This window comes from Methylorubrum aminovorans (assembly GCF_022179725.1).
Taxonomy (GTDB): Bacteria; Pseudomonadota; Alphaproteobacteria; order Rhizobiales; family Beijerinckiaceae; genus Methylobacterium; species Methylobacterium aminovorans.
Genome location: NZ_BPRC01000049.1, coordinates 1 through 18,731, shown reverse-complemented (window position 1 = coordinate 18,731; position 18,731 = coordinate 1). Strand labels below are relative to the sequence as shown.

21 protein-coding genes and 3 pseudogenes are annotated in these 18,731 nt (G+C 70.2%); 14 read left to right on the top strand and 10 right to left on the bottom strand.

Annotated elements, in window-relative coordinates; all coding sequences use genetic code 11:
* Positions 1-111 precede the first annotated feature (111 nt).
* Positions 112-399: pseudogene (locus tag MFF24_RS27285) on the bottom strand (transposase); the annotation flags it as partial.
* A 65-nt stretch (positions 400-464) separates the two neighbouring features.
* Between MFF24_RS27285 and MFF24_RS27280 the strand changes: the two are divergent.
* A pseudogene (locus MFF24_RS27280) lies at positions 465-901 on the top strand (helix-turn-helix domain-containing protein); the annotation flags it as partial.
* Positions 902-1,081: 180 nt separating this feature from the next.
* Here the strand turns inward: MFF24_RS27280 and MFF24_RS27275 are convergent.
* Both MFF24_RS27275 and MFF24_RS27270 read right to left on the bottom strand, forming a co-directional pair.
* Positions 1,082-1,810 carry an SDR family NAD(P)-dependent oxidoreductase gene (locus MFF24_RS27275; RefSeq protein ID WP_238229035.1) on the bottom strand — a complete coding sequence of 243 codons (729 nt, stop codon included), beginning with the start codon at positions 1,808-1,810 and terminating at the stop codon, positions 1,082-1,084.
* The gene (locus MFF24_RS27270) at positions 1,807-2,442 is read right to left on the bottom strand and encodes a DUF938 domain-containing protein (protein WP_238229034.1); all 636 of its coding nucleotides are present in this window, start codon (positions 2,440-2,442) and stop codon (positions 1,807-1,809) included. The genes MFF24_RS27275 and MFF24_RS27270 overlap by 4 nt, the downstream gene beginning before the upstream one ends.
* 154 nt (positions 2,443-2,596) lie before the next feature.
* Here MFF24_RS27270 and MFF24_RS28940 point away from each other — a divergent pair, with 154 nt between their 5' ends.
* Positions 2,597-2,725 (top strand): hypothetical protein, encoded by a 129-nt coding sequence (locus tag MFF24_RS28940; RefSeq protein ID WP_283214560.1) that lies wholly within the window; start codon positions 2,597-2,599, stop codon positions 2,723-2,725.
* Between the two features lie 64 nt (positions 2,726-2,789).
* Here the strand turns inward: MFF24_RS28940 and MFF24_RS27265 are convergent, their stop codons facing one another.
* Positions 2,790-3,266, bottom strand: a complete 477-nt coding sequence (locus MFF24_RS27265) for a response regulator (RefSeq protein WP_238229033.1) — start codon at positions 3,264-3,266, stop codon at positions 2,790-2,792.
* Positions 3,267-3,337: 71 nt separating this feature from the next.
* Positions 3,338-3,850 carry a DUF892 family protein gene (locus MFF24_RS27260; protein WP_238229032.1) on the bottom strand — a complete coding sequence of 171 codons (513 nt, stop codon included), beginning with the start codon at positions 3,848-3,850 and terminating at the stop codon, positions 3,338-3,340.
* A 255-nt stretch (positions 3,851-4,105) separates the two neighbouring features.
* On the opposite strand from MFF24_RS27260, the gene MFF24_RS27255 reads away from it, so the two are divergent.
* The 4 genes from MFF24_RS27255 (at position 4,106) to MFF24_RS27240 (ending at position 6,525) form a co-directional block, all read left to right on the top strand.
* Positions 4,106-4,408, top strand: coding sequence for a hypothetical protein (locus MFF24_RS27255; protein WP_238229031.1), 303 nt, complete (start codon positions 4,106-4,108; stop codon positions 4,406-4,408).
* Positions 4,409-4,433: 25 nt separating this feature from the next.
* The gene (locus MFF24_RS27250) at positions 4,434-5,501 is read left to right on the top strand and encodes a single-stranded-DNA-specific exonuclease RecJ family protein (protein WP_238229030.1); all 1,068 of its coding nucleotides are present in this window, start codon (positions 4,434-4,436) and stop codon (positions 5,499-5,501) included.
* Positions 5,498-6,184, top strand: a complete 687-nt coding sequence (locus MFF24_RS27245; protein WP_238229029.1) for an SDR family NAD(P)-dependent oxidoreductase — start codon at positions 5,498-5,500, stop codon at positions 6,182-6,184. The genes MFF24_RS27250 and MFF24_RS27245 overlap by 4 nt, the downstream gene beginning before the upstream one ends.
* Before the next feature lie 86 nt (positions 6,185-6,270).
* Entirely contained in the window at positions 6,271-6,525 is a 255-nt protein-coding gene (locus MFF24_RS27240; RefSeq protein ID WP_238229028.1) for a hypothetical protein, read from the top strand.
* 10 nt (positions 6,526-6,535) lie between these two features.
* Here the strand turns inward: MFF24_RS27240 and MFF24_RS27235 are convergent, their stop codons facing one another.
* Together MFF24_RS27235 and MFF24_RS27230 are read right to left on the bottom strand one after the other, a co-directional pair.
* A complete protein-coding gene (locus MFF24_RS27235; protein ID WP_238229027.1) occupies positions 6,536-7,192 on the bottom strand; it encodes a hypothetical protein in 657 nt (218 codons plus the stop codon).
* Positions 7,180-7,827, bottom strand: a complete 648-nt coding sequence (locus MFF24_RS27230) for a glycosyltransferase family 29 protein (RefSeq protein ID WP_238229026.1) — start codon at positions 7,825-7,827, stop codon at positions 7,180-7,182. The genes MFF24_RS27235 and MFF24_RS27230 overlap by 13 nt, the downstream gene beginning before the upstream one ends.
* A gap of 110 nt (positions 7,828-7,937) precedes the next feature.
* Here MFF24_RS27230 and MFF24_RS27225 point away from each other — a divergent pair, with 110 nt between their 5' ends.
* A complete protein-coding gene (locus MFF24_RS27225) occupies positions 7,938-8,912 on the top strand; it encodes a glycosyltransferase family protein (RefSeq protein ID WP_238229036.1) in 975 nt (324 codons plus the stop codon).
* A gap of 70 nt (positions 8,913-8,982) precedes the next feature.
* On the opposite strand, the gene MFF24_RS27220 is transcribed toward MFF24_RS27225, so the two are convergent.
* Together MFF24_RS27220 and MFF24_RS27215 are read right to left on the bottom strand one after the other, a co-directional pair.
* Entirely contained in the window at positions 8,983-10,155 is a 1,173-nt protein-coding gene (locus MFF24_RS27220; RefSeq protein WP_238229025.1) for a glycosyltransferase family 4 protein, read from the bottom strand.
* Complete coding sequence (locus MFF24_RS27215; protein ID WP_308445625.1) at positions 10,155-11,195, bottom strand: glycosyltransferase family 4 protein; 1,041 nt, start codon at positions 11,193-11,195, stop codon at positions 10,155-10,157. The genes MFF24_RS27220 and MFF24_RS27215 overlap by 1 nt, the downstream gene beginning before the upstream one ends.
* 58 nt (positions 11,196-11,253) lie before the next feature.
* On the opposite strand from MFF24_RS27215, the gene MFF24_RS27210 reads away from it, so the two are divergent.
* The 6 genes from MFF24_RS27210 to MFF24_RS27185 are packed head-to-tail and all read left to right on the top strand — an operon-like array spanning position 11,254 to position 18,107.
* Complete coding sequence (locus tag MFF24_RS27210) at positions 11,254-13,305, top strand: HAD-IIB family hydrolase (protein WP_238229023.1); 2,052 nt, start codon at positions 11,254-11,256, stop codon at positions 13,303-13,305.
* A 15-nt stretch (positions 13,306-13,320) separates the two neighbouring features.
* Entirely contained in the window at positions 13,321-14,196 is an 876-nt protein-coding gene (locus MFF24_RS27205; protein ID WP_238229022.1) for a glycosyltransferase family 2 protein, read from the top strand.
* Between the two features lie 15 nt (positions 14,197-14,211).
* Positions 14,212-15,351, top strand: coding sequence for a glycosyltransferase (locus MFF24_RS27200; RefSeq protein WP_238229021.1), 1,140 nt, complete (start codon positions 14,212-14,214; stop codon positions 15,349-15,351).
* Positions 15,352-15,388: 37 nt separating this feature from the next.
* Positions 15,389-16,312 (top strand): glycosyltransferase family 2 protein, encoded by a 924-nt coding sequence (locus MFF24_RS27195; protein WP_238229020.1) that lies wholly within the window; start codon positions 15,389-15,391, stop codon positions 16,310-16,312.
* The gene (locus MFF24_RS27190) at positions 16,309-17,409 is read left to right on the top strand and encodes a glycosyltransferase (RefSeq protein ID WP_238229019.1); all 1,101 of its coding nucleotides are present in this window, start codon (positions 16,309-16,311) and stop codon (positions 17,407-17,409) included. Before MFF24_RS27195 ends, MFF24_RS27190 begins: the two co-directional genes overlap by 4 nt.
* Positions 17,406-18,107, top strand: coding sequence for a class I SAM-dependent methyltransferase (locus MFF24_RS27185; protein ID WP_238229018.1), 702 nt, complete (start codon positions 17,406-17,408; stop codon positions 18,105-18,107). Before MFF24_RS27190 ends, MFF24_RS27185 begins: the two co-directional genes overlap by 4 nt.
* A gap of 185 nt (positions 18,108-18,292) precedes the next feature.
* On the opposite strand, the gene MFF24_RS27180 is transcribed toward MFF24_RS27185, so the two are convergent.
* Positions 18,293-18,538: a hypothetical protein gene (locus MFF24_RS27180; protein WP_238229017.1), complete on the bottom strand. Its 246-nt coding sequence runs from the start codon at positions 18,536-18,538 to the stop codon at positions 18,293-18,295.
* Positions 18,539-18,554: 16 nt separating this feature from the next.
* Here MFF24_RS27180 and MFF24_RS27175 point away from each other — a divergent pair.
* A pseudogene (locus MFF24_RS27175) lies at positions 18,555-18,731 on the top strand (oxalate/formate MFS antiporter); the annotation flags it as partial.

The following is an 18,731-nucleotide window of genomic DNA, read 5'->3' as shown; positions in this document are numbered from 1 at the left end:
CGCTTGGCCGGCTGCGCTCACCCGGTCGGCTCCGCCGGCCAAGCGACCCGTGGAGCAAAGGCCGACCCTGCACTAACTTAGAACTTGGACCACCGCCTGGGGGCCGATCACCCGCATGTTGGTGCCGTCGAGGAACACCATGCCGAGCTGCACGCCGCGCTCCTGCACCAGGGCGAGCAGGCACTCCCACACCCCGGCACGCGCCCAGCGGATGAAGATCTGCGCCGCCCGCCACCACGGTCCGAACTCGTCTGGATTGGCGCGCCACTTGGCCCCGTTCTGGTGCCGCTACAGGATGGCCGAGAGCGTGCGTTGCAGGTCCTGCGGCGGGGTCATCGCCTTCGGCCGGCAGGCATGCACCAGCAGCTCTAGAGCCGCCCACTGCGCGTCGTTCAGCATCAGCCCGCTCCATCCAGAGGGCGGAAAACGCTCACACCCCCAAGACATTCAGACGACGACAGACCCTAGCTCCCATAGTAGAGAGGGAACTGCTCTATCGTCTCCTGCAGGGGCCACAGGGACGCGTGCTGCGCCAGATTGCTCGGCCCGAAGGGCACTGAGCCAAATACGCAGGGCTGTTGATTGGATACGGGACAATCCGAACGCTCGCTTGCGCATCGGGGCGCTCTGCGACGCAACCGGCATGAGTCGAGCAAGTTTGCACCGCCACTTTCTCGCGATGACAGGTCTCACCCCGTTGCAGTATCAGAAGCAGATTCGTTTGATAAAGGCGAGGCATTTGCTGCTCGGCGGCGATCACCGCGCGTCTGATGTGGCGTTTTCGGTCGGCTACGAAAGTGCATCGCAGTTCAATCGTAAATATTCTCTGCAGTTTGGCGCACCTCCAGCGCGCGATGTTCGGCAGATCAGGCAGGCAATCACCAATCCGACCTCCTCTTGAACATGAAGCGGCTCGCATTCGCTACCTGGAAGCGGACCTTCCCACAGCCTGCTAAGGGTCGAAAGCGGCGCTTCGGCGCCTGCTGGCCTAAGGTCGGCTTGTGGTGCATATCGTCAGCGATCCCTGCTCCGAATGTCCGCATGGCGTCGCCCCGGGCATCCGTTCGGGCCGAAACCGCGCTTAGGCGGGGATCTTCGAACCGTCCCAAGCGAGGACGCTGCCGGTGTCGTCCGCGCCTAGGCCGTTCAGCACGCGCAGGAGATGAGCCGCGCTCTCTTCGGGCGAGAAGACGCCGTTGGCCGTCGGGTCCGGCCGGAAGGGCCGCGACAGGCCGGACGCGACCGTGCCGGGATGCAGGCCCACGACGATCGCCTCCGGTCGGCTTCGGGCGACCTCGATCGCGAGCATTCGCAGGATCTGGTTCAGTGCCGACTTCGAGGCACGGTAGGTATACCAGCCGCCAAGTCGGTTGTCTCCGATCGATCCGACCCGCGCCGATAGGGCCGCGAACACGCATCGCTCCCGTTGCGCCAGCAGGGGCACGAAATGCTTGGCGACGAGCGCAGGGCCGATCGTGTTGATCGCGAAGACGGTAGCCATCGCGGCGGGGTCGAGCGCCCTGACCGTCTTCTCTGGCGAGACGCCCGTCTGGTGAAGCAGGCCGGTAGCGACGATGATCAGACCGACGGGTCCGGCTTCGCTGACCCTGGTCGCTGCTGCCGCAACCGTCGCCTCGTCGCTCAGGTCGATCGGGAGGGTTCGGACACCCGCGGGAACAGACGATACCGAGCGTGAGAGCGCGAAGATCGGCACGTAGGCTTCGCCTTCAGCGAGCGCGCGGACCAGGGCCCCACCAATGCCGCCCGACGCACCGACGACAACCGCGCTGGTCGGGCGCGAGGCGGTCAAGGCGCAGCCTCCCGATCAACGCCGGAGCCTCGGCGCCCTCGGTGAAAGATCAGACTGAGGTTATTGGCCGGCATCGTGATGCGCTCTGCCAGATGCAGATCGTGCGCTTTCGCGGCAGCCACGACCGCCTCGATGTCGCGGACCCCCCAGGAGGCATTCCTTGCGCGCAGGCTGTCGTCGAATGTAGCGTTGCTCGGCGCGGTGTGCGCGCCATCCTCCCGGAGAGGACCGTAGAGGTACAGCACCCCACCCGCCGCGAGCGCCGCTTCCGCACCAGCCATCAGCCCGATAGTCGCGTCCCAGGGGGCAATGTGGATCATGTTGATCGCGACGACCGCCTCCACCCGCGCCACCGGCCACGGCTGATGGATCGCATCGATCGCCAACGGCGACCGGATGTTCGCCAGCCCGGCGGCGCGGGCATGGGCGACGATGCTGCGACGGGCCGCTTCATCGGGATCGCTCGGCTGCCAGTCGAGCGCGGGCAGCGCACGGGCGAAATGGACGACGTGCTCGCCCGATCCGCTGGCAATCTCGAGCACGAGGCCACTGGGCGAGAGGACGCCTGCGAGGACTTCGGCGATCGGGGCGGCGTTGCGGGCCGCGGCCGGCGAAAACAGGGCATCGGGCATGGGCCCATTCTAAGGCCAGCCGATGCCGAGTGCATGCCCTTTCGTGGCGGCACGCCTGCTCCGAGGCAACGACGCGGCTTCCGCTCCGAGCGCGCAATCGCGGCCCGGACGGATCGCGGTGAGATGCCGTCGGCTCCTGAAACGGAGGTCGATCATGACTTCGACCAACGACACCACCCGCCGACCGTGGAATCTCGGCTGCCTCATCGGCCCCAAGCCGCCGTTCAAGCCCAAGCACATCCGGGCGATCCGCACTCGCCTGCAGCACGAGGGCCGCAGCTAGTCGGGTGGTCGCCCCCAGGGCGCCGAATGACCCAACCCGAACTCTCGGAGCGTCCGGTTTCGGTCTACACGGCGGCGGGCGGCAACTTCAACACGGCGGCGACGGTCTGCCGGAATTCGAGCGGCGTCTGCAACCGCGCGGCGGCGTCGACCCCTGCTGGAATGACTTCCCCTTCGTATCCCGTGGAGAGGATGAAAGGGAGGTCCCAGTCCTTCAGCGTCTCCGCGAGCTTGAACGCGAGCCCCGCGCCGAGATTGATGTCGGGCACGGTCGCGTTGGGCCGATCTTCCAGAATCTTGGTTTGTCTGTCCAAAGGGTCCCGGTGCGACCGACAAAGGCCAAACTTGCCTCGAACGAATTGTGCCGTCCCGAACGCCCGAAGTGCGGCATCGCCAGCCGAACCCGCGTCCTCCGGTGAATCGTAGGATTCCGGTGACACGCGCACGGAGACGCCGTCGCCGTCGGTCAGGTGCCAGCGGTAGCGTTCCTGGCTGTCGGGACAGGTCTCGACGGTGACGGCGATGGGGGTGGGATCATCCATGGTCTGTGCACTCGGCGTGCGGCCTCAAATTGGAGGGGCTGCCCGCGGCGGGCGGCCCCCCGGACCGGTCGTCAGCTGTCGGCCTTCGCGCCGCTGAGCGTCAGGTCGAGATAGGTCTTGGTGACCGGCTCGATCAGCGCGGCGATCTCCTCTGCGGCCTTCGTCTCCTCATCGACCGCGGCACGGAAGAAGGCGACCTGATCGGTCTTGCCAGCCCGCTCGGCGATCACCGCGAGCGAGCGATAGGCGGCGACCTGATCGTACTGGTAGGCGTAGCCCGCGTAGAGGTTCTTCAGCGTCTCGTCCTGCGCGGTGGCGTGAACGGCCGCGCCGATGGAGCCGGCCACGCTCGTGACGGTCTCCTTCAGCGTCGAGCGGCTCTCGCCGATCGCCTCCAGCGCCGTGTCGAGGCGATCGATCTGCGCCTTCGTGGTCTCGACATGGCGGCGCAGGACGGCCGCGTAGTCAGGGTAACGTTCGAGGCCGGAGAGCTGACGCTCCATCTGTTCCAGGCCCTGCTTCTCAAGGGCGCGCGTATTGCGAAGGGCACCCGCGTAGATCGTGCCGATGTCGGTCGTGGCCATGCCGTCGTCGCTCCGAGTATTTCTGCGATCCGGCGGCCAACCCAGGTGAAATACGGCTGTTTCCCACCCTTCGCTGCGACGGAAGCGCCCTGTCGAGCCTCGCCCTTCGACACCGGCCGCTCGGGTCAGATGGGATGGATAAGGCGCGGCGCAGGCCGCGGCGGAGCCTCCATGCGTCAAGTGGCGCCGCAACCCGACCGCAGGGGCGCCGGTTGCCGCCCGACATCGACAACGTCATCGCCGGAGGCGCACCGCATGTCCGAGACCAGCCACAGCCGATCCGCCAAGGCGCAGAAGGCCGAAGGGGTGCAGGCCGTCGGCAGCGCCAAGGCCGGGGCCGACCATCCGGACGTCACCGAAGGCGGTCCGGCCGCGTCGCCGACCGAGGGCAAGGGGCATCCGAAGCCCGCGGCCTCCACCGCCGACACCGACGGCTTGCCCGAGGCCGGCACGTCATCGGCCACCGCCGGCAAGGCCGTGAAGCTGGCCGCCGCCGAGAACGCGGCCCTGACCAAGGATCAGCACGGCCGCGGGCGGCGCAAGGCGGAGGAAGCGTGAGCCGGATCGTCCGGGTCTGCCCGGCGTGAGCACGCTCGCCGCGCATGGGGTCGCCTTCACCGAAGCCGTCTCTGGCTTCGGTCCGGGTGCCCCCGTCATCCTCTGTCACGACGATGCCGACGGGCTGTCGGCGGGCGCCCTCCTCTGGCGGGCGCTGGCCCGCGCCGGTCGTGAACCCGGGCCGGTTCGGGTGATCGGGCGCGGCGAATCGGCGTGGTCACCGGCGATCCGCGACGAACTTGCCGCGCTCGCCCCCGCGGGTTTCGTCGTGACCGATCTCGGCGTGCAGGCCGGCACCATCCTGCCGGGCGTGCCCACCGTGCTCGTCGATCACCACGTGCCGCGCTCCTGGCCCGAAGCTTCCGAGGCTACAGTGATCAGCGGCCATGCCGACGCACCGATCCCGACCTCCAGTCTGCTGGCTCACGCCTGCGCCGCAGCACTCGGGGCGGCGGACGATCTCGCATGGCTCGCCGGCATCGGCCTCGTCGGCGATCTCGGCGAGCGGGCGGCGAGCGCCGACTTCCCCGAGATCATGGGCCCGCTGCGGAAAGCGCACACCGCCAAGGCGCTGCGCGAGGCGGTCAGCCTCGTCAACGCGCCGCGCCGCTCGGCCTCGGGCGATGCCGGGCCGGCGCTGCGGATGCTGCTGCGGGCGGACGGCCCCCGTGACATCATCGCCGGCACGGATCCGGACGCGGCGGTGCTGCACGCCGCTCGGGCGGAGGTGAAGGGGGCGCTCGATGCCGCCCGCACCGTTCCGCCGCTCTTTGCCGGTCCGGTCGCCCTGATCCGCTGCGACTCGCCCTGCCAGATCCATCCGCTCGTCGCGCAATCGTGGACGCACCGCCTGCGACGACAGGTGGTGATCGGCGCCAATGCGGGTTTTCGTGCCGGCTACGTCCACTTCGCGGCGCGTAGCCTGGGCGTCCCGGATCTGATCGGCTTCCTGGCGGAGCGCGCACCGCCGCTCGGGCCGGACGATCAATTCGCACAGGGGCACCGCCGCGCCACCGGCGGCCAGGTGCGGATCGAGACCTGGAACCGGTTTGCCGCTCAGCTCGGCTTCGGGCCGGAGGCGCAGATCTCGTGAGGCGCCGCGCACTGATCGTCGGGGCCTCGCGCGGGCTCGGTCTCGGGCTGGTGGCGCGGTTCCTGGCCCGCGGCTGGGACGTCACCGCCACCGTGCGGCGGCCCTCGCAGGCCCTCGCCGACCTGTCCATGGACGCTCCCCTGCGGATCGAGGCGGGCGTCGACATCGACGACGACGGGGCCGTGGCCGATCTGCGGACGCGGCTGGCGGAGGTGCCGGACTTCGACCTCGTCTTCGTCGTGGCCGGCATCGCCACGCAGGCCGGCACGCCCGCTTCCCTCCTGTCGCGGGAGGTCGTCGGCGCGGTGTTCCAGACCAATGCGGTGAGCCCGATCCGCTTCGCCGAGGCCTTCCATCGCCGGGTGGCGCCGGGCGGGCTCATCGTGCTGATGACCTCGAAGCTCGGCTCGGTCTCGCTGAACCGCGGCGGCGGCTGGAGCAGCTATCGGGCGAGCAAGGCCGCGCTTAACACCCTCGCACGCTCCTTCGCCGGCCAGCACAAGGGGGCGGATTGGGGGGTCGTGCTCATGCATCCGGGCTGGGTGCGCACGGATCTCGGCGGACGGCGCGCCACCCTTGACGTCGAGACGAGCGCGCGTGGCATGGTCGGCGTGCTGGAGGCACATCTCGGCCAGCGCGGCTGCGTCTACCTCGACCATGCCGGGGAGAAGGTGCCCTGGTGAGAGGATGCGCCGATGCGGAGCTCGCACCGGATCGGCTGCGGCATCGGCGCCTGCGAACCCGAACGACACCCGCCGGTTGACCGCGCATGAGCGCATCCGACCCGACCGAAGTCTCCGCCGACACCGCCGAGGTGATCGCCGCCCGCCGCCGTGAGATGGCGGTGGAGCATATCCTGTTCGGCGCCCTGCGCCATCTCGCTGGCCGCCATCCCGCGATGCTGGACGAACTCGAAGCGAGCCTTCCGCATCTCTGGGATCGATCGGAAGGCACGGCGCGCGACGACGAGGCGGTCCGCGAGATTGCCCGGCGCTTCATCAGGAGCCTGCGGGCCGAGGCCTGACGCGCCGGCGTTACGTGCCGGTCCAGGCCGCGTGGACCGATCCGCGGGCGGTGTCGGGCTTGGACTCGCCGATGAAGATCACGACCGGGCCGTGGGCGTCGCGCCGGGGATCGTAGAAGTCGAGCAGGTCCGGCGTGATGGCTTGGAAGAAACGAGGGCGCAGGCCGTCCCGGCGCAGCAGGTGGTCGATGACGACCTGATCGCCGTGCACCACGTTCGGCACCGGGCCGCAGGAGCCGGCCGTCATCCAGCGTTCGGGCTCGGCGGCGAAGCGCACGTAGAGCGCGGCCAGCGCGTCCCCGTCCCAGCGCAGCAGGGCACTGGAGAGGCGGCCCTTGTGGAAGTAGTCCTCCATCGCGGCGAGGCCGGGGGCGGCCAAGGGGATGGCCAAGGCGTCGGCGGAGCCGTTGAAGACGGTGTCGAGATCGCACAGCAGTGCGGTGCCCTCCGCAAGGCCGGGGCGGAACGCCTCCATCTTCGCCCACCAAGCCGGCCAATTGTGGCGGAGGGGCACGCGCTCGACGCCCTGAACGGTGAGCGGAAGATCGGTGAGGCAGACAATCCGCTTAAAGACCGGCGCATGACGGCGCACGCCGCGGGCCAGCCTCTCGACCCAGGTCGCGTCGTAGCGACCGCCGCCCTTCAGCACCGTGATCAGCGTGGGCATGGGGGCCTTTCGAGGGGATGGAGGTGCAGACGCCCGGCCGCTTCGTTGTCCGTGAACCACGCGCGCTCGGCCGACCAGGGATGGCCGGGCCAGCCGTCGAAGCCGAAGCCGTACGCCTGGACCGGGGCGGCCTCGTGCGAGCGGGCGAGCAGGAGCGCCAGCGTCACGAGGAAGCCGGTGCTCGGGTTCGGGCGTCCCTTGGTGCGGGACGCAAGCAGGGCGCGCGCGCGCTCGTGCAGCGTCTCCGGCAGGATGTGGACGGGGCGGCCCGTCGGGCGCAGCAGGTCCAGCGCCTCGCGGGTCCAGCAGATGGTCTCGGGGCGGTTTTGCTCGGCAGGCAGCATCGGAAAGGGCAGGATGAAGGCCAGTGCCGCCCGAACCACCGGGCGCTCCAGGAAATGCCGGTCCTCCAGCCATTCGCGCATCTGGCCGCCACGGTTCACCAGAGCGAGGTGGGTGACGCGGGAGCCGGTGGCGGCACCGAAGCCCGCGGCGTTGTTGAAGCGCACGATGCAGTCCGCCGCATCGATCGCCGCCGCCGCGCTGGTCTGCGGCGCGTTGCCGACGACGGCGAGCGACGCGGCGGCTGAGGCATCCGCCGGATCGGATCGAAAAAGGGTGATGTCGGGCGGCACGGAGGTCGGGGGCTCGGTGGGATCATGCGGGGAACTGCCAAGGTCCGGCGCCGGTTCGGTGCATTCGGATGCGCGCGGCGCCGCAGGGGACACCGTTTGACGTGACGACCTTGCGCCGATGCTTCGTCTGCGCCGCCGACATGCTGGAACCGAGCGGGCGGAACCTGACCTTTTCGGACGGGCGTCGGCGAGCCTTCGCACTGGCCTGCGGCTCCTGCGGCGTCCTGCTCGACGGGCAAGCGGACGCAGCCCGCTGCCGCGCGCACCTGACCGAGGCCTTGGCCGGGCCGACCTTCGTGCCCGACGGGCTGGCGCCTTACGGGCTCGACCTCTTTACGCTGCGCATCGCCGCGACACGGCTCGGCCGCGGCATCCGCCCGCTCGACGCCGAGGGTCGCGCGGGCCTGCTCCATCCGCACGCGGCGCAGGCCGCACGGGCCGTGCTGTACGATCTCGATGGGGCGGAGACGCAGCCCGTCTCCCTGGGTCTGCTCTGTCGCCCGTTCGAGCTCGACGGGGTGCTGGCCGGGCTGCCGGACTGGACCGACGACGTCGCGATCGTGCTCGATGCGGAGACGACCCCGCCGCGGGCGGTGGCGGTGCCGGGGTTTGCGGAGGGCACCGTGCGGGTGGCGGCTCGGCCGCTCGCCGGCGATTTCGCCGCGCAGCGCAACGCGCTGCAGCGGCTCGCCCGTCACGGGTGGATGCTGCAACTCGACGCCGACGAGAGCTTCGATCCCGCCGCCGGCCGGCGGCTGCCCGCGCTGGCGGCGATGGCCGAGGCCGGCGCGGTGCGCTCGATCGGGCTGGCGCGGGAGAACCGCGTCGACGGCGTCCTCGCGGATGTCTTCCCGGACGTGCAGTACCGGCTGAACCGGCGCGACGTGACGTATGCCGGCCGGGTGCACGAGCGACCGTGGCTCGCGGGCGGGTGGCGCGAGAGCTTCATCACACTCCACGGCGCAATTGAGCACCGCTTGAGCCGCGCCCATGTCGAGGCCCGCTCGCGCCGCTACGAGGCAATAGCCCCCGGCCGCGGACGCCCGGAGGAGGCGCAAGCGCTGCTTCGCCCCTACCGCGACTGAAGTTTCGGATCCCAGAGGTCGAGACTATCGGTGGGTCCAAGGCAAGCCCTGGTGGCTTCGGCAAAGCCGATCAGGCCCGCCGCGCCGCCTCGTACAGCGCAAGGGTTTCCCGCCCGAGGCTCGCCCGGTCGAACCGCCCGGCCGCCGCCAGCGTGCGAGCCCGGTAGGCATGGCGCAGGCCAGGATCGCGGAGGAGCGGGCGCAGGGCGTCGGCCAGCGCCGGCCCGGTCACGGCGTCCGCGAGCGGCCCCGCTCCCGGTTCGCCGACGAAGGCGCGGGCGCTGGCGTCCTCGGCGCATGCGACGACCGGCCGGCCGTAGGCCATGGCCTCCTGATAGACGAGGCCGAAGCTCTCGTAGCGGGATGGGGCCAGCACCACGTGGGCTTGCGTGTAGGCTTCGGTCAAAGCCGCCGCATCGATCCGGCCGCGGGCGCGGAGGTGCCGGCGCGCCGCCGCGGACAGGTCCGGCGGCAGGTCGTCCGGCGTCACGCCGACGAGGTCGAGGCGGAACGACGGCAGGGCGCCCCGCGCCTGTTCTTCGGCGAGGATCGCGATGGCGGCGAGCAGCGCATCGAAGCCTTTTCGCAATTCCGCCCGCCCGACGAAGAGGAGGCGCAGGGGCGCGTCCTCCCCTGGATAGACGGCAGCGCGGGCGCTGGCCCAAATCTCCGGCGGCAAGCTGAGGCCGATGACGGCAGAGGGCTGCCGTCCGGAGAGGCGATAGGCCTGCGCGATCACCGCGCCGTGCGCTTCGGTGTTGGCGATGAGCCCGGCGCTGCCCCGCGCCTGCCGCCGCTCCAGCGCGTCGGCGGCGACACCGTCGAGGCGGTTGCGGGGGCCGGCCCCGGTCCCGCGGGTGAAGGCGGCGGGGGTCGAACTGCGCGTGACCAGCGGCAGGTCGCGCCGGCCCGCGAGCAGCACGGCGGGCGCGTACCAGTTCGTCGCCTCGATCACATCGAACGGCCCCCGCGCATGTGCCGCCAGGACCGCCCGCCGGAAGGCGAGTGGCGCGGCGAGATGCCCGAGCGAGCCCCACAGGCGCAGGCGCGCCAGCCCGCCGCCGGGCGGCAACGCGAGGCCTTCGACCGTGACGCCGCCGATCCGCGCCCGGCCGGTCCGGTCGAGGGTGAACACGGTCACGTCCGCACCCGCCTCGGCGAGGCTTTCGGCGATCTCGCGGGCCGCGGTCGACAGCCCGCTCGGGGCCGGCGGGTAGTCCCAGGCGAGGAGCGCGACCCGCATCAGGCGGCGCGCAGGAGCTGGTAGAGCGCGAGGTAGTCGCGCGCCATGCGCTCGGACGTGAAGCGCGCCTCGAAGCGGCGCCGCACCCGAGAGCGGTCGAGCCCGTCGATTCGGGCGAGGGCTTCAACCGCCTCGGCCTCCGAAGCGACGACGAAGCCCGTGACCCCGTCCTCGACGATCTCGGGGACCGAGCCGTTTCTCCAGGCGATCACCGGCGTGCCGTGCGCCATCGCCTCGATCATCACGAGGCCGAAGGGTTCGGGCCAATCGATCGGGAACAGCAGCGCGCGTGCTCCGCCGAGCAGGTCGCTCTTGGCGCGGTCGTCCACGGGACCGAGATAGGCCGCATCCGATCCGAGCAGCGGGCGCACCATGCGCTCGAAATAGGCCGGGTTGCCGACATCGATCGTGCCGCCGAGCCGGATCGGGAGACCCGCGGCGCGGGCGACGCGAATCGCGACGTCCGGCCGCTTCTGGTCGGTCATCCGACCGACGAAGGCGACATGCGCGCCGGCCTCGCGGGACAGCGCGTAGCGATCCTTCGCGAGGCCGTGATGCACGACGCCTGCCCGGTTGGCCGGCGGGATGCCGGCCTCTTGCGCCGCCGAGATCGCCGCCACCGGCAGGTCGGGGAAGCCGGCGAAGAACAGCGCGCGGTCGAGTTCGTCCACGCGCCAATGCACCGTGGTCAGGCTGTGACGCCGCCGCGCCCCGAACAGGGCAGCATGGGCGAACTCGCCGTGGGCGTGGATGATGTCGAAGTCGTCGAGCCGCAGGCGCAGGGCTTCGAGCTGCAAGGCGTCGAGGACTGCCGGCACGCCGGGCGCGACCCGGCCATATCGATGCTCCAGGGCCGCCAGACTGGGATGGTCGCCGATACGCGGAAGATCGGTCACGCTGTCGCAGGAAGCGAACAGCGTCACATCGACGCCGAGGTCTCGTAAGGCAACGGACAGATCGTGCACGATCCGCTCAGTGCCGCCATGATGTTGCGGCGGCACGGGGAAGATATTTGGGGCGACTTGAGCGACACGGAGCAACGGTTCCACCTACATATGATGTGTCTCGTGTCGGACTATCCGGTCCATAGGCCATCCTATGTTCGTCCTACACGTCGCCCTCCAGGGCTGCCTGCGCGGCAGCGACGTTGTCTACGGACTGACGGCCGATACCGGCGGCCATATCCGCTACCTGCTCGATCTGGTCGGCGCCTCGGCGCAGGATGAGGCCGTCACGCGCATCGTGGTGGCGACGCGCCTGTTCCACGGCGCGCCGGGCCCCGATTACGCCGTGCCCGAAGAGCGGATTGCCGACAAGGTCGGGCTGGTGCGGCTCGCCAGCGCGTCGCCGGGCTACCTCTCGAAGGAGGAGATGCACGGCGAGGTCGTGAGCTACGCCGAGAACCTCGTGGCCTGGATCGCCCGCCAGCCGCGGGCGCCCGACGTCGTCCACGCGCATTACGCCGACGCCGCGGCGGTGGCGGCGATCGTGGAAGAGCGGCTCGGCATACCCTTCGTTTTCACCGCCCATTCCCTGGGGCGAGTGAAGGCGGCCATGCTCGGCGAGGCCGCGCTCCGTCCCGACCTGACGCGCCGGATCGCTACCGAGGAGGCGGCGCTCACCCGCGCCGCCCTCGTCGTCGCCTCGTCGCGCGACGAGGCCGAGGTACAGTACGGCGGGTACGATTCCTATGATCCGGGTCGGGTGCGCGTTCTGCCGCCGGGCAGCGACCTCGCCCGCTTCGCAGAGAGCCGCCCGCATCCGCGGGTCGATGCCACGATCGACCGCTTCCTGCGCGAGCCGGACAAGCCGGCTTTGCTCGCGCTGGCTCGGCCGGTGGCGCGCAAGAACCTCGCGGCGCTGGTGCGGGCCTACGGCGAGAGCCCGGAGCTTCAAGCGCACGCCAACCTTGTCCTCGTCGCGGGCACCCGTGAGGATATCGACGCGCTCGACGGCGACATGGCCGCCACCATGCGCGATCTCCTCGTCCTGATCGACCGATACGACCTCTACGGGCGCGTGGCCTACCCCAAGACCCACCGCCCCGACGATGTGCCGGCAATCTACGCCTATGCCCGCGAGCGGGGCGGCCTGTTCGTGAACCCAGCGCTCAACGAGCCGTTCGGCCTGACCCTCTTAGAGGCCTCCGCCGCCGGCCTGCCACTGGTCGCCACGGACAGCGGCGGGCCCAACGACATCGTCGAGACCTGTGGCAACGGACTGCTCGTCGATCCGCGGGCGCCCGCCTCCATCGCGGCGGCCTGCCTGCACATCCTCACGGACGAAGCCTTCCGCGCGGCCTGCGTGGCAGGCGGGGCGCGGGTGGCCGCCGCCTACGACTGGAACCGGCACGCCGCGCGCTACCATGCGCTGCTGGCCGCGCTGCTCGCCCGCGACCCGCCGCTACGGAGCCCGCACCAGCTCCTGATCTGCGATATCGACAACACCCTGGTCGGCTGCTCGTCGGCGCTCGCGACCTTCCGGCGCTGGCGCAGCCGCCAGACCGGGCTCGCCTTCGGCGTCGCCACCGGTCGCTCGTTCCACAGCGCCATGGCGGTGCTGGAGCAGCAGGACAGCCCGCGCCCGCAGGTGATGATCACCTCGGTCGGCTCGGAGATCTACCATCTCGACGCCAACGGCGTGACCTACACGGCCGACGCCGCGTGGCGCGCGGCGGTCTCGGACGGTTGGGACCGCGAAGGGATCGACGTGGCTCTGGGGCGCCTCGACGGGCTCGTGCCGCAGGGGCCGCTGGAGCAGCGCGGGCACAAGCTGAGCTTCTTCGGCGACGGCGAGTCCGCGCAGCAGGTGCGCGAGCGCTTGCGCGAGGCCGGCCTCACCGCGAACGTGATCCACAGCCACGGCCGCTATCTCGACGTGCTGCCGGCCTCGGCCTCGAAAGGCTCGGCGGTCGATCACGTCCGCAGCCTGTACGGTCTCCCTGAGCGGGCGGTGTTCGTAGCGGGCGATTCCGGCAACGACGTCGAGATGCTGCGCGACCGGACCCAGGCGATCATCGTCGCCAACTATTCCGACGGGCTCGCCAGCCACGCGGCGCTCTCTCATTCCTACGTCGCTCGCGCCTCGCATGCCCGCGGCATCATCGAGGGCGTGCTGCATTTCCGCCGGGCGGTAGCCTATGCGTCGTAAGTCCGGCGCCGCCGCATGAGCGGCTCCGACGTCCCGGTGAGCGTGCTCACCCTGGTCCGCGGCCGGGCCGACCGGCTGCGCCACCTGCTGCACGGCCTCGCCCGGCAGACCGCTCGCCCGCGCGAACTGGTGATCGCCTGGATGCAGCCGGAGCAGGCACCCGACCTGCCCGATCCCGGCTGCCCCGTGCGCCATCTCCACGTGCCCGGCGAGCCGATGCCGCTCGCCGCCGCGCGCAACCGGGCGGCCGAGGCGGCCACCGGCGATCTCCTCGTCTTCCTCGACGTGGACTGCATCCCGTCGCCGACTTTGGTCGCCGCCTATGCCGATGCGGCGCGAGCCGAGCGCGGTCTGTTCCTCGGCGAAGTGCTGTACCTGCCGCCGGACGCCATCGCGGGCAGCATTGATCCCGCCACGCTCGACCGGCTCGGCCGCGTCCACCCGGCCCGTCCCCCGGTGCCCGAGGCGGGGCTGCGGCGCGAAGCCGATGCCGAACAGCTCTGGGGCCTGTCCTTCGCCCTGCCAACAGCGGCGTGGCGGGCCGTCGGCGGCATGGACGAGACTTACGTTGGCTACGGCGGCGAGGAGACCGACCTCGCCGCCCGGCTCGCGGAATCGGGTCTGCCGACCTTCTGGGTGGCAGACGCGCGGGCCTATCACCAGCACCACCCGGTCCACGTCCCCCCGCTGCAGCATTTTTCCGCGATCCTGGCCAACGCGGCCCGCTTCCACGCCCGGCACGGGCGCTGGTGCATGACCTACTGGCTCGACCAGTTCCGCGCCGCCGGCCTCATCGCCTGGGACGAGACCGCCCCGGCGATCCGGCTCCTGCGCCATCCGGACGCCGACGAGATCGCCGCCGCCCTGCGGCCCGACGCCCTGTTTTCCTGAAATGCTGTGCCCGTCATGAAAAAACCCATCGCGTTCTTCGTCCATCACCAGGGCCGCGGCCACGCCCACCGCACCATGGCGGTGGCGGCCGAATTCGCCCGCGACCGGCCAGTCTCGGTGCTGACCGCCGGCCCGCAGCTGTTCGACGGCTTTTCCCGCGACATCGAGATCGTGACGCTGCCGAACATGATCGGCGCCGCGGTGCCGACCCCGCGCCTCTACGCCGAGCCGACGCCGGCGGTGATGCATTGCGTGCCGCTGGGCCTGTCCGAGATGCGCCGGACCATGCGGACCATCCTCGACCATCTCGACGCCCGCGAGATCGGGCTGTTCGTCGTCGATGTCTCGGCCGAGATCGCACTGCTCGCCCGCATCGCCAGCGTGCCCGCCGTGCAGATTCGGATGCACGGCGACCGGAGCGATATCGGCCATGTCGGCGCCTACGAGGCCTGCATCGGCATGCTCGCCCCCTTCGACGAGCGGCTGGAACAGGACGACTACCCGGCGCATCTGCGCCAGAAGACGTTCTACAGCGGCGGCCTGTGCACCAGCGTCGATCGGGTGCCCGAGCGCGCCGAGGCGCGCGCTCGGCTCGGCCTCGATCCAGAGCGCGAAATCGTGGTGGCGGTGACCGGCGGCGGGGGCAGCGGCACGCCCTACGCGCCGCTGACGGTGGCCGCCCGCGCCGCGCCCGACGCCCTGTGGCTGACGCTGGGGCCGACCCACCGGGAGGGTCACGAGACCGATTTTTCCAACCTGCGCGAACTCGGCTGGGTGCCGTCGGTGACCGACTATCTGGCCGCCGCCGACATCGTCGTGGCGTCGGCGGGCGACAACACCGTGCACGAGGTCGCCCGCGTCGGCGGGCGTCTCATCGTCATGCCCGAATGGCGCTATTTCGGCGAGCAAACCCGCAAGGCCGAGGCGCTGGTGCGCCTGGGCGCCGCGGTCCAGGCCCCACACTGGCCCGGCGACCTCCAGGGCTGGCGCGATCTGCTGGCCCGCGCCCGCGGCCTCGACGGCAGCATCCTGCGCGGCCTGTACGCCCCCGATGCCGCCACCCGCGCCGCGGGTTGGCTCGAAGGGATGACCGACGAGCTTTGGCAAGGCGCCGCGGAGGCGCCCGCCTCGCTGCGCGTCGTCGCGGCGAACTGAACGAACCGTCCACGCCCCACTCATCGCGGGAGCCCCCATGCCCACCGTTTCCGTCGTCACCCTTGCCAAGGGGCGGCCCGCGCATCTGCGCAACGTCCTGCGCGGGCTGGAGCGCCAAACGCAAAAGCCCGCCGAGTTCGTCGTCGCGGTGATGCAGGACGCGCCCTACGACCTGCCCGAGGTCGGCTTTCCCGTGCGCCAGATCCGCGTGGAAGGCACCGAACTGCCGCTCGCCGCCGCGCGCAACCGCGGCGTCGCGGCTTCGACCGGCGAGGCGGTCGCCTTCCTCGATGTCGATTGCATCCCCACGCCGGGCTTCGTCGCGGAATACGCGCAGGCCCTGTCGGACCTCGACGGCCTGTTGATGGGCGAGGTGCTGCACCTGCCCGAGCACGCGACGCTCGGTGATTGGGACTACGACGACCTCGCGCGGGTCGCCGAAAAGCATTCCGACCGCCGCGGGCCACCGGCCTCCGGCATCGAGATCTGCACCGACTACCGCTGCTTCTGGTCGCTCAACTTCGCGATTCGTCGGGCGACGTTCGAGGCGGTCGGCGGCTTCGACGAGCGCTACACCGGCTACGGCGGCGAGGACACCGACTTCGGCAAGCTGCTCGACCGGCGCGGCATCCCCATCGCCTGGATGAAGGGCGCGCTCGCCTATCACCAGTACCACCCGCACCACATGCCGCCGATCCACCACCTCGACAGCGTGGTGCGCAACGCCGAGTTGTTCGAGGCCAAGTGGGGCTACCGCACGATGGGCCACTGGCTCTACGCCTTCAAGGTGATGGGCCTGATCGACGACACGCCCGACCAGCCGATCCGCATCCTGCGCCGGCCCGATGCCGCCGACCTCGCGCTGACCGGCCAGAAGAGCCACCAGCCCTATACGAATTCGGCCTCCGTCATCCGCCATCTGGAGGCGCGGGCGCGCGAGGCCGAGGCCGAGCCGGCGTGAGGATCGCGCTCCTCGCCCATCTGCGCCACCCGATCGCCCCGCCCTTCGCCGGCGGACTGGAGGCCTATACCTGGCACCTCGCCGAGGGGCTGACGGCTCGCGGCCATGACGTCACGCTGTTTGCCTCCGGCGACAGCGACCGGCGCGGCCGCCTCGATCCGGTGATCCCCGTGCATCACGAGGCGACTTTCCCCGGATTGGAGCACCGGGGGGACGCCGGGCTGAAGGCCCATGTCGATGCCGGCTATGCCGCCGCCTGCGACCGGATCGCCGCGGGCGGCTTCGACGTGCTGCACAACAACAGCCTGAGCCGCCTGCCGCTGGAGCGCCGCCGCACGGCGCTCGTCCCGACGGTGACCTCGCTGCACGTGCCGCCCTACGACGCGCTGCGCTGGTTCGTGCACGAGAGCCTCACCCCCGGCCACCGCATCACGGCGACGTCGCAGGCCCACGCACGCGGCTGGTGGCCGGACGGCGTGCCGCCCGGTGTGTCGGTGCTGCCCAACGGCATCGATCCGGCCACGTGGCCGTTTCAGGCACAGGGCGACGGCAGCGCCGTCTGGTGCGGGCGGATCGCACGAGTGAAGGGCCCGCATCACGCCATTGCTGCAGCCCGACGGGCAGGCCTGCCGCTGACGCTGTTCGGCCCGATCGAGGAGCCGGACTATTGGGGGGCCGAGGTCGCCCCCCATCTAGGCGGTCCGATCCGCTACGGCGGCCATTGCGATGGCGCGGCGCTCAGCCAAGAGGTCGGCCGCGCCTCCGTCTTCCTGTTCACGCCCTGCTGGGACGAGCCGTTCGGGCTGGTCGCCGTCGAGGCGATGGCCTGCGGCCTGCCGGTGGCTGGGTTCGCCATGGGCGCGGCCGCGGAGGTCGTCGGCGAGGCCGGCCGCCTCGTCCCAGTCGGCGACGAGGCGGCTCTCGCGAGCGCGATCGGCGCGGCGCTGGCGATCCCGCGCGCGGTGCCGCGGGCGCGCGTCCTGCGCTTGTTCACCCGCGAGCGATGGCTCGAGCGCTGCGAGGAGCTCTATGCGCAGGCCCGCGCCGGCTTGAGCCCGATGCCTGCTCCGAATCCACCCATTGTCGAGAAAAAATGACCCGTCAGGACCTCATCGCCGCCCTGTGGCACGGCCGCGATCCTTTCGCCGACCCGCCTGAGGCGCTGCGCGCCCTCGACCTGCAGGGCTGGCGCAGCCAGCATCTCTATCTCGACGAGGCGGTGGAGCAGTTCCGCCCGAGCGTGGTCGTCGAGATCGGCGCGTGGAAGGGAGCGAGCGCGCTTCATCTCGCCCGCGCCATGGCCGAGCGCGATGTGGCCGGCACCGTCATCGCAGTGGACACCTGGCTCGGCGCCGTCGATCACTGGGCGGAGGCGGGCCTGTTCGCGGAACTCGTCACCGAGAACGGCTTCCCGAGCCTCTACCGAACCTTCCTGGCCAACGTCTTGCGCGAGGGGCATGCTGGGCGGGTGATCCCGCTGCCGCTCGATTCGGTGAACGCCGCCGCGCTGATGCGCCTGCGCGGCGTCACCGCCGACGTGATCCACCTCGATGCCGGGCACGAAGAGGCCTCGGTCGCCGCCGACCTCCGGGCCTGGTGGCCCGTGCTGCGGCCCGGCGGCCTGTTCATCGCCGACGACTACGACAGCCTCGGCGGCAAGTTCCCTGGCGTCACCCGTGCGGTCGATGCCTTCTGCATCGAGTTCGGCGTGCGGGGACCCTGGTCTTTCCAGGGCAAGTGCAAGTTCATCAAATCCGGCGATCACAGTGGCGCTTATGGGGCACATAGCCAGTGAGACATCTGCAATGAGGACCGGCAGGAATGGAGCTTGAGCGGTCCGCTCTACGATCATGCCTTGAGGTCTGCTGCTGGCGCGAGGTGGACTTCCAAAGGTAGAGGCACAACATGATAATCAGACAAATTACGATGCTAAGAATATAAGATCTTACACGGCCTGCGATGCAATTGGATAGTAAAACTTCAACATATCTGATTGAAGTCGTTTTGGATACTTATAATACCTTCAGCGTGTGGCAGATCCCTAACCCACCTCAGTGGCATCAAAGAAAAATTTGCAAAGTCGCTTGCTTTTTTTGGAATGCATATGGGCGAAGCGGGATGTACATCCGAAATGTGGGTGGCCGTATAAAATATTAAATTTGGCGCCATACGAAGATCAAAGTGCAAATTGGCCGTATCATCACTCAATACGGCGACTTGCAGCATCTATGTAGGTCTCCTGATGCCAGCACGCGAAGCCGTGACAGTCCGAACCAAACCTACCGCCAATCGGTGGCTTCAAATTGTTTTCGGCGTCATCTGCATGGTGGCTGCGGCCAACATTCAGTACGCCTGGACCCTGTTCGTCCCTGAGATCCAGAAGACCTTCGGCTGGGATCGTGCCGCGATCCAGGTCGCC

Bases quoted from the DNA above. Each gene is read 5' to 3' on its own strand.
- MFF24_RS28940 (WP_283214560.1), top strand. From the start codon at position 2,597: ATGACTTCGACCAACGACACCACCCGCCGACCGTGGAATCTCGGCTGC.
- MFF24_RS27210 (WP_238229023.1), top strand. From the start codon at position 11,254: ATGTTCGTCCTACACGTCGCCCTCCAGGGCTGCCTGCGCGGCAGCGAC.
- MFF24_RS27195 (WP_238229020.1), top strand. From the start codon at position 15,389: ATGCCCACCGTTTCCGTCGTCACCCTTGCCAAGGGGCGGCCCGCGCAT.
- MFF24_RS27220 (WP_238229025.1), bottom strand. From the start codon at position 10,155: ATGCGGGTCGCGCTCCTCGCCTGGGACTACCCGCCGGCCCCGAGCGGG.
- MFF24_RS27205 (WP_238229022.1), top strand. From the start codon at position 13,321: ATGAGCGGCTCCGACGTCCCGGTGAGCGTGCTCACCCTGGTCCGCGGC.
- MFF24_RS27255 (WP_238229031.1), top strand. From the start codon at position 4,106: ATGTCCGAGACCAGCCACAGCCGATCCGCCAAGGCGCAGAAGGCCGAA.
- MFF24_RS27270 (WP_238229034.1), bottom strand. From the start codon at position 2,442: ATGCCCGATGCCCTGTTTTCGCCGGCCGCGGCCCGCAACGCCGCCCCG.
- MFF24_RS27180 (WP_238229017.1), bottom strand. From the start codon at position 18,538: ATGCTGCAAGTCGCCGTATTGAGTGATGATACGGCCAATTTGCACTTT.
- MFF24_RS27265 (WP_238229033.1), bottom strand. From the start codon at position 3,266: ATGGATGATCCCACCCCCATCGCCGTCACCGTCGAGACCTGTCCCGAC.
- MFF24_RS27200 (WP_238229021.1), top strand. From the start codon at position 14,212: ATGAAAAAACCCATCGCGTTCTTCGTCCATCACCAGGGCCGCGGCCAC.
- MFF24_RS27185 (WP_238229018.1), top strand. From the start codon at position 17,406: ATGACCCGTCAGGACCTCATCGCCGCCCTGTGGCACGGCCGCGATCCT.
- MFF24_RS27260 (WP_238229032.1), bottom strand. From the start codon at position 3,850: ATGGCCACGACCGACATCGGCACGATCTACGCGGGTGCCCTTCGCAAT.
- MFF24_RS27235 (WP_238229027.1), bottom strand. From the start codon at position 7,192: ATGCCCACGCTGATCACGGTGCTGAAGGGCGGCGGTCGCTACGACGCG.
- MFF24_RS27240 (WP_238229028.1), top strand. From the start codon at position 6,271: ATGAGCGCATCCGACCCGACCGAAGTCTCCGCCGACACCGCCGAGGTG.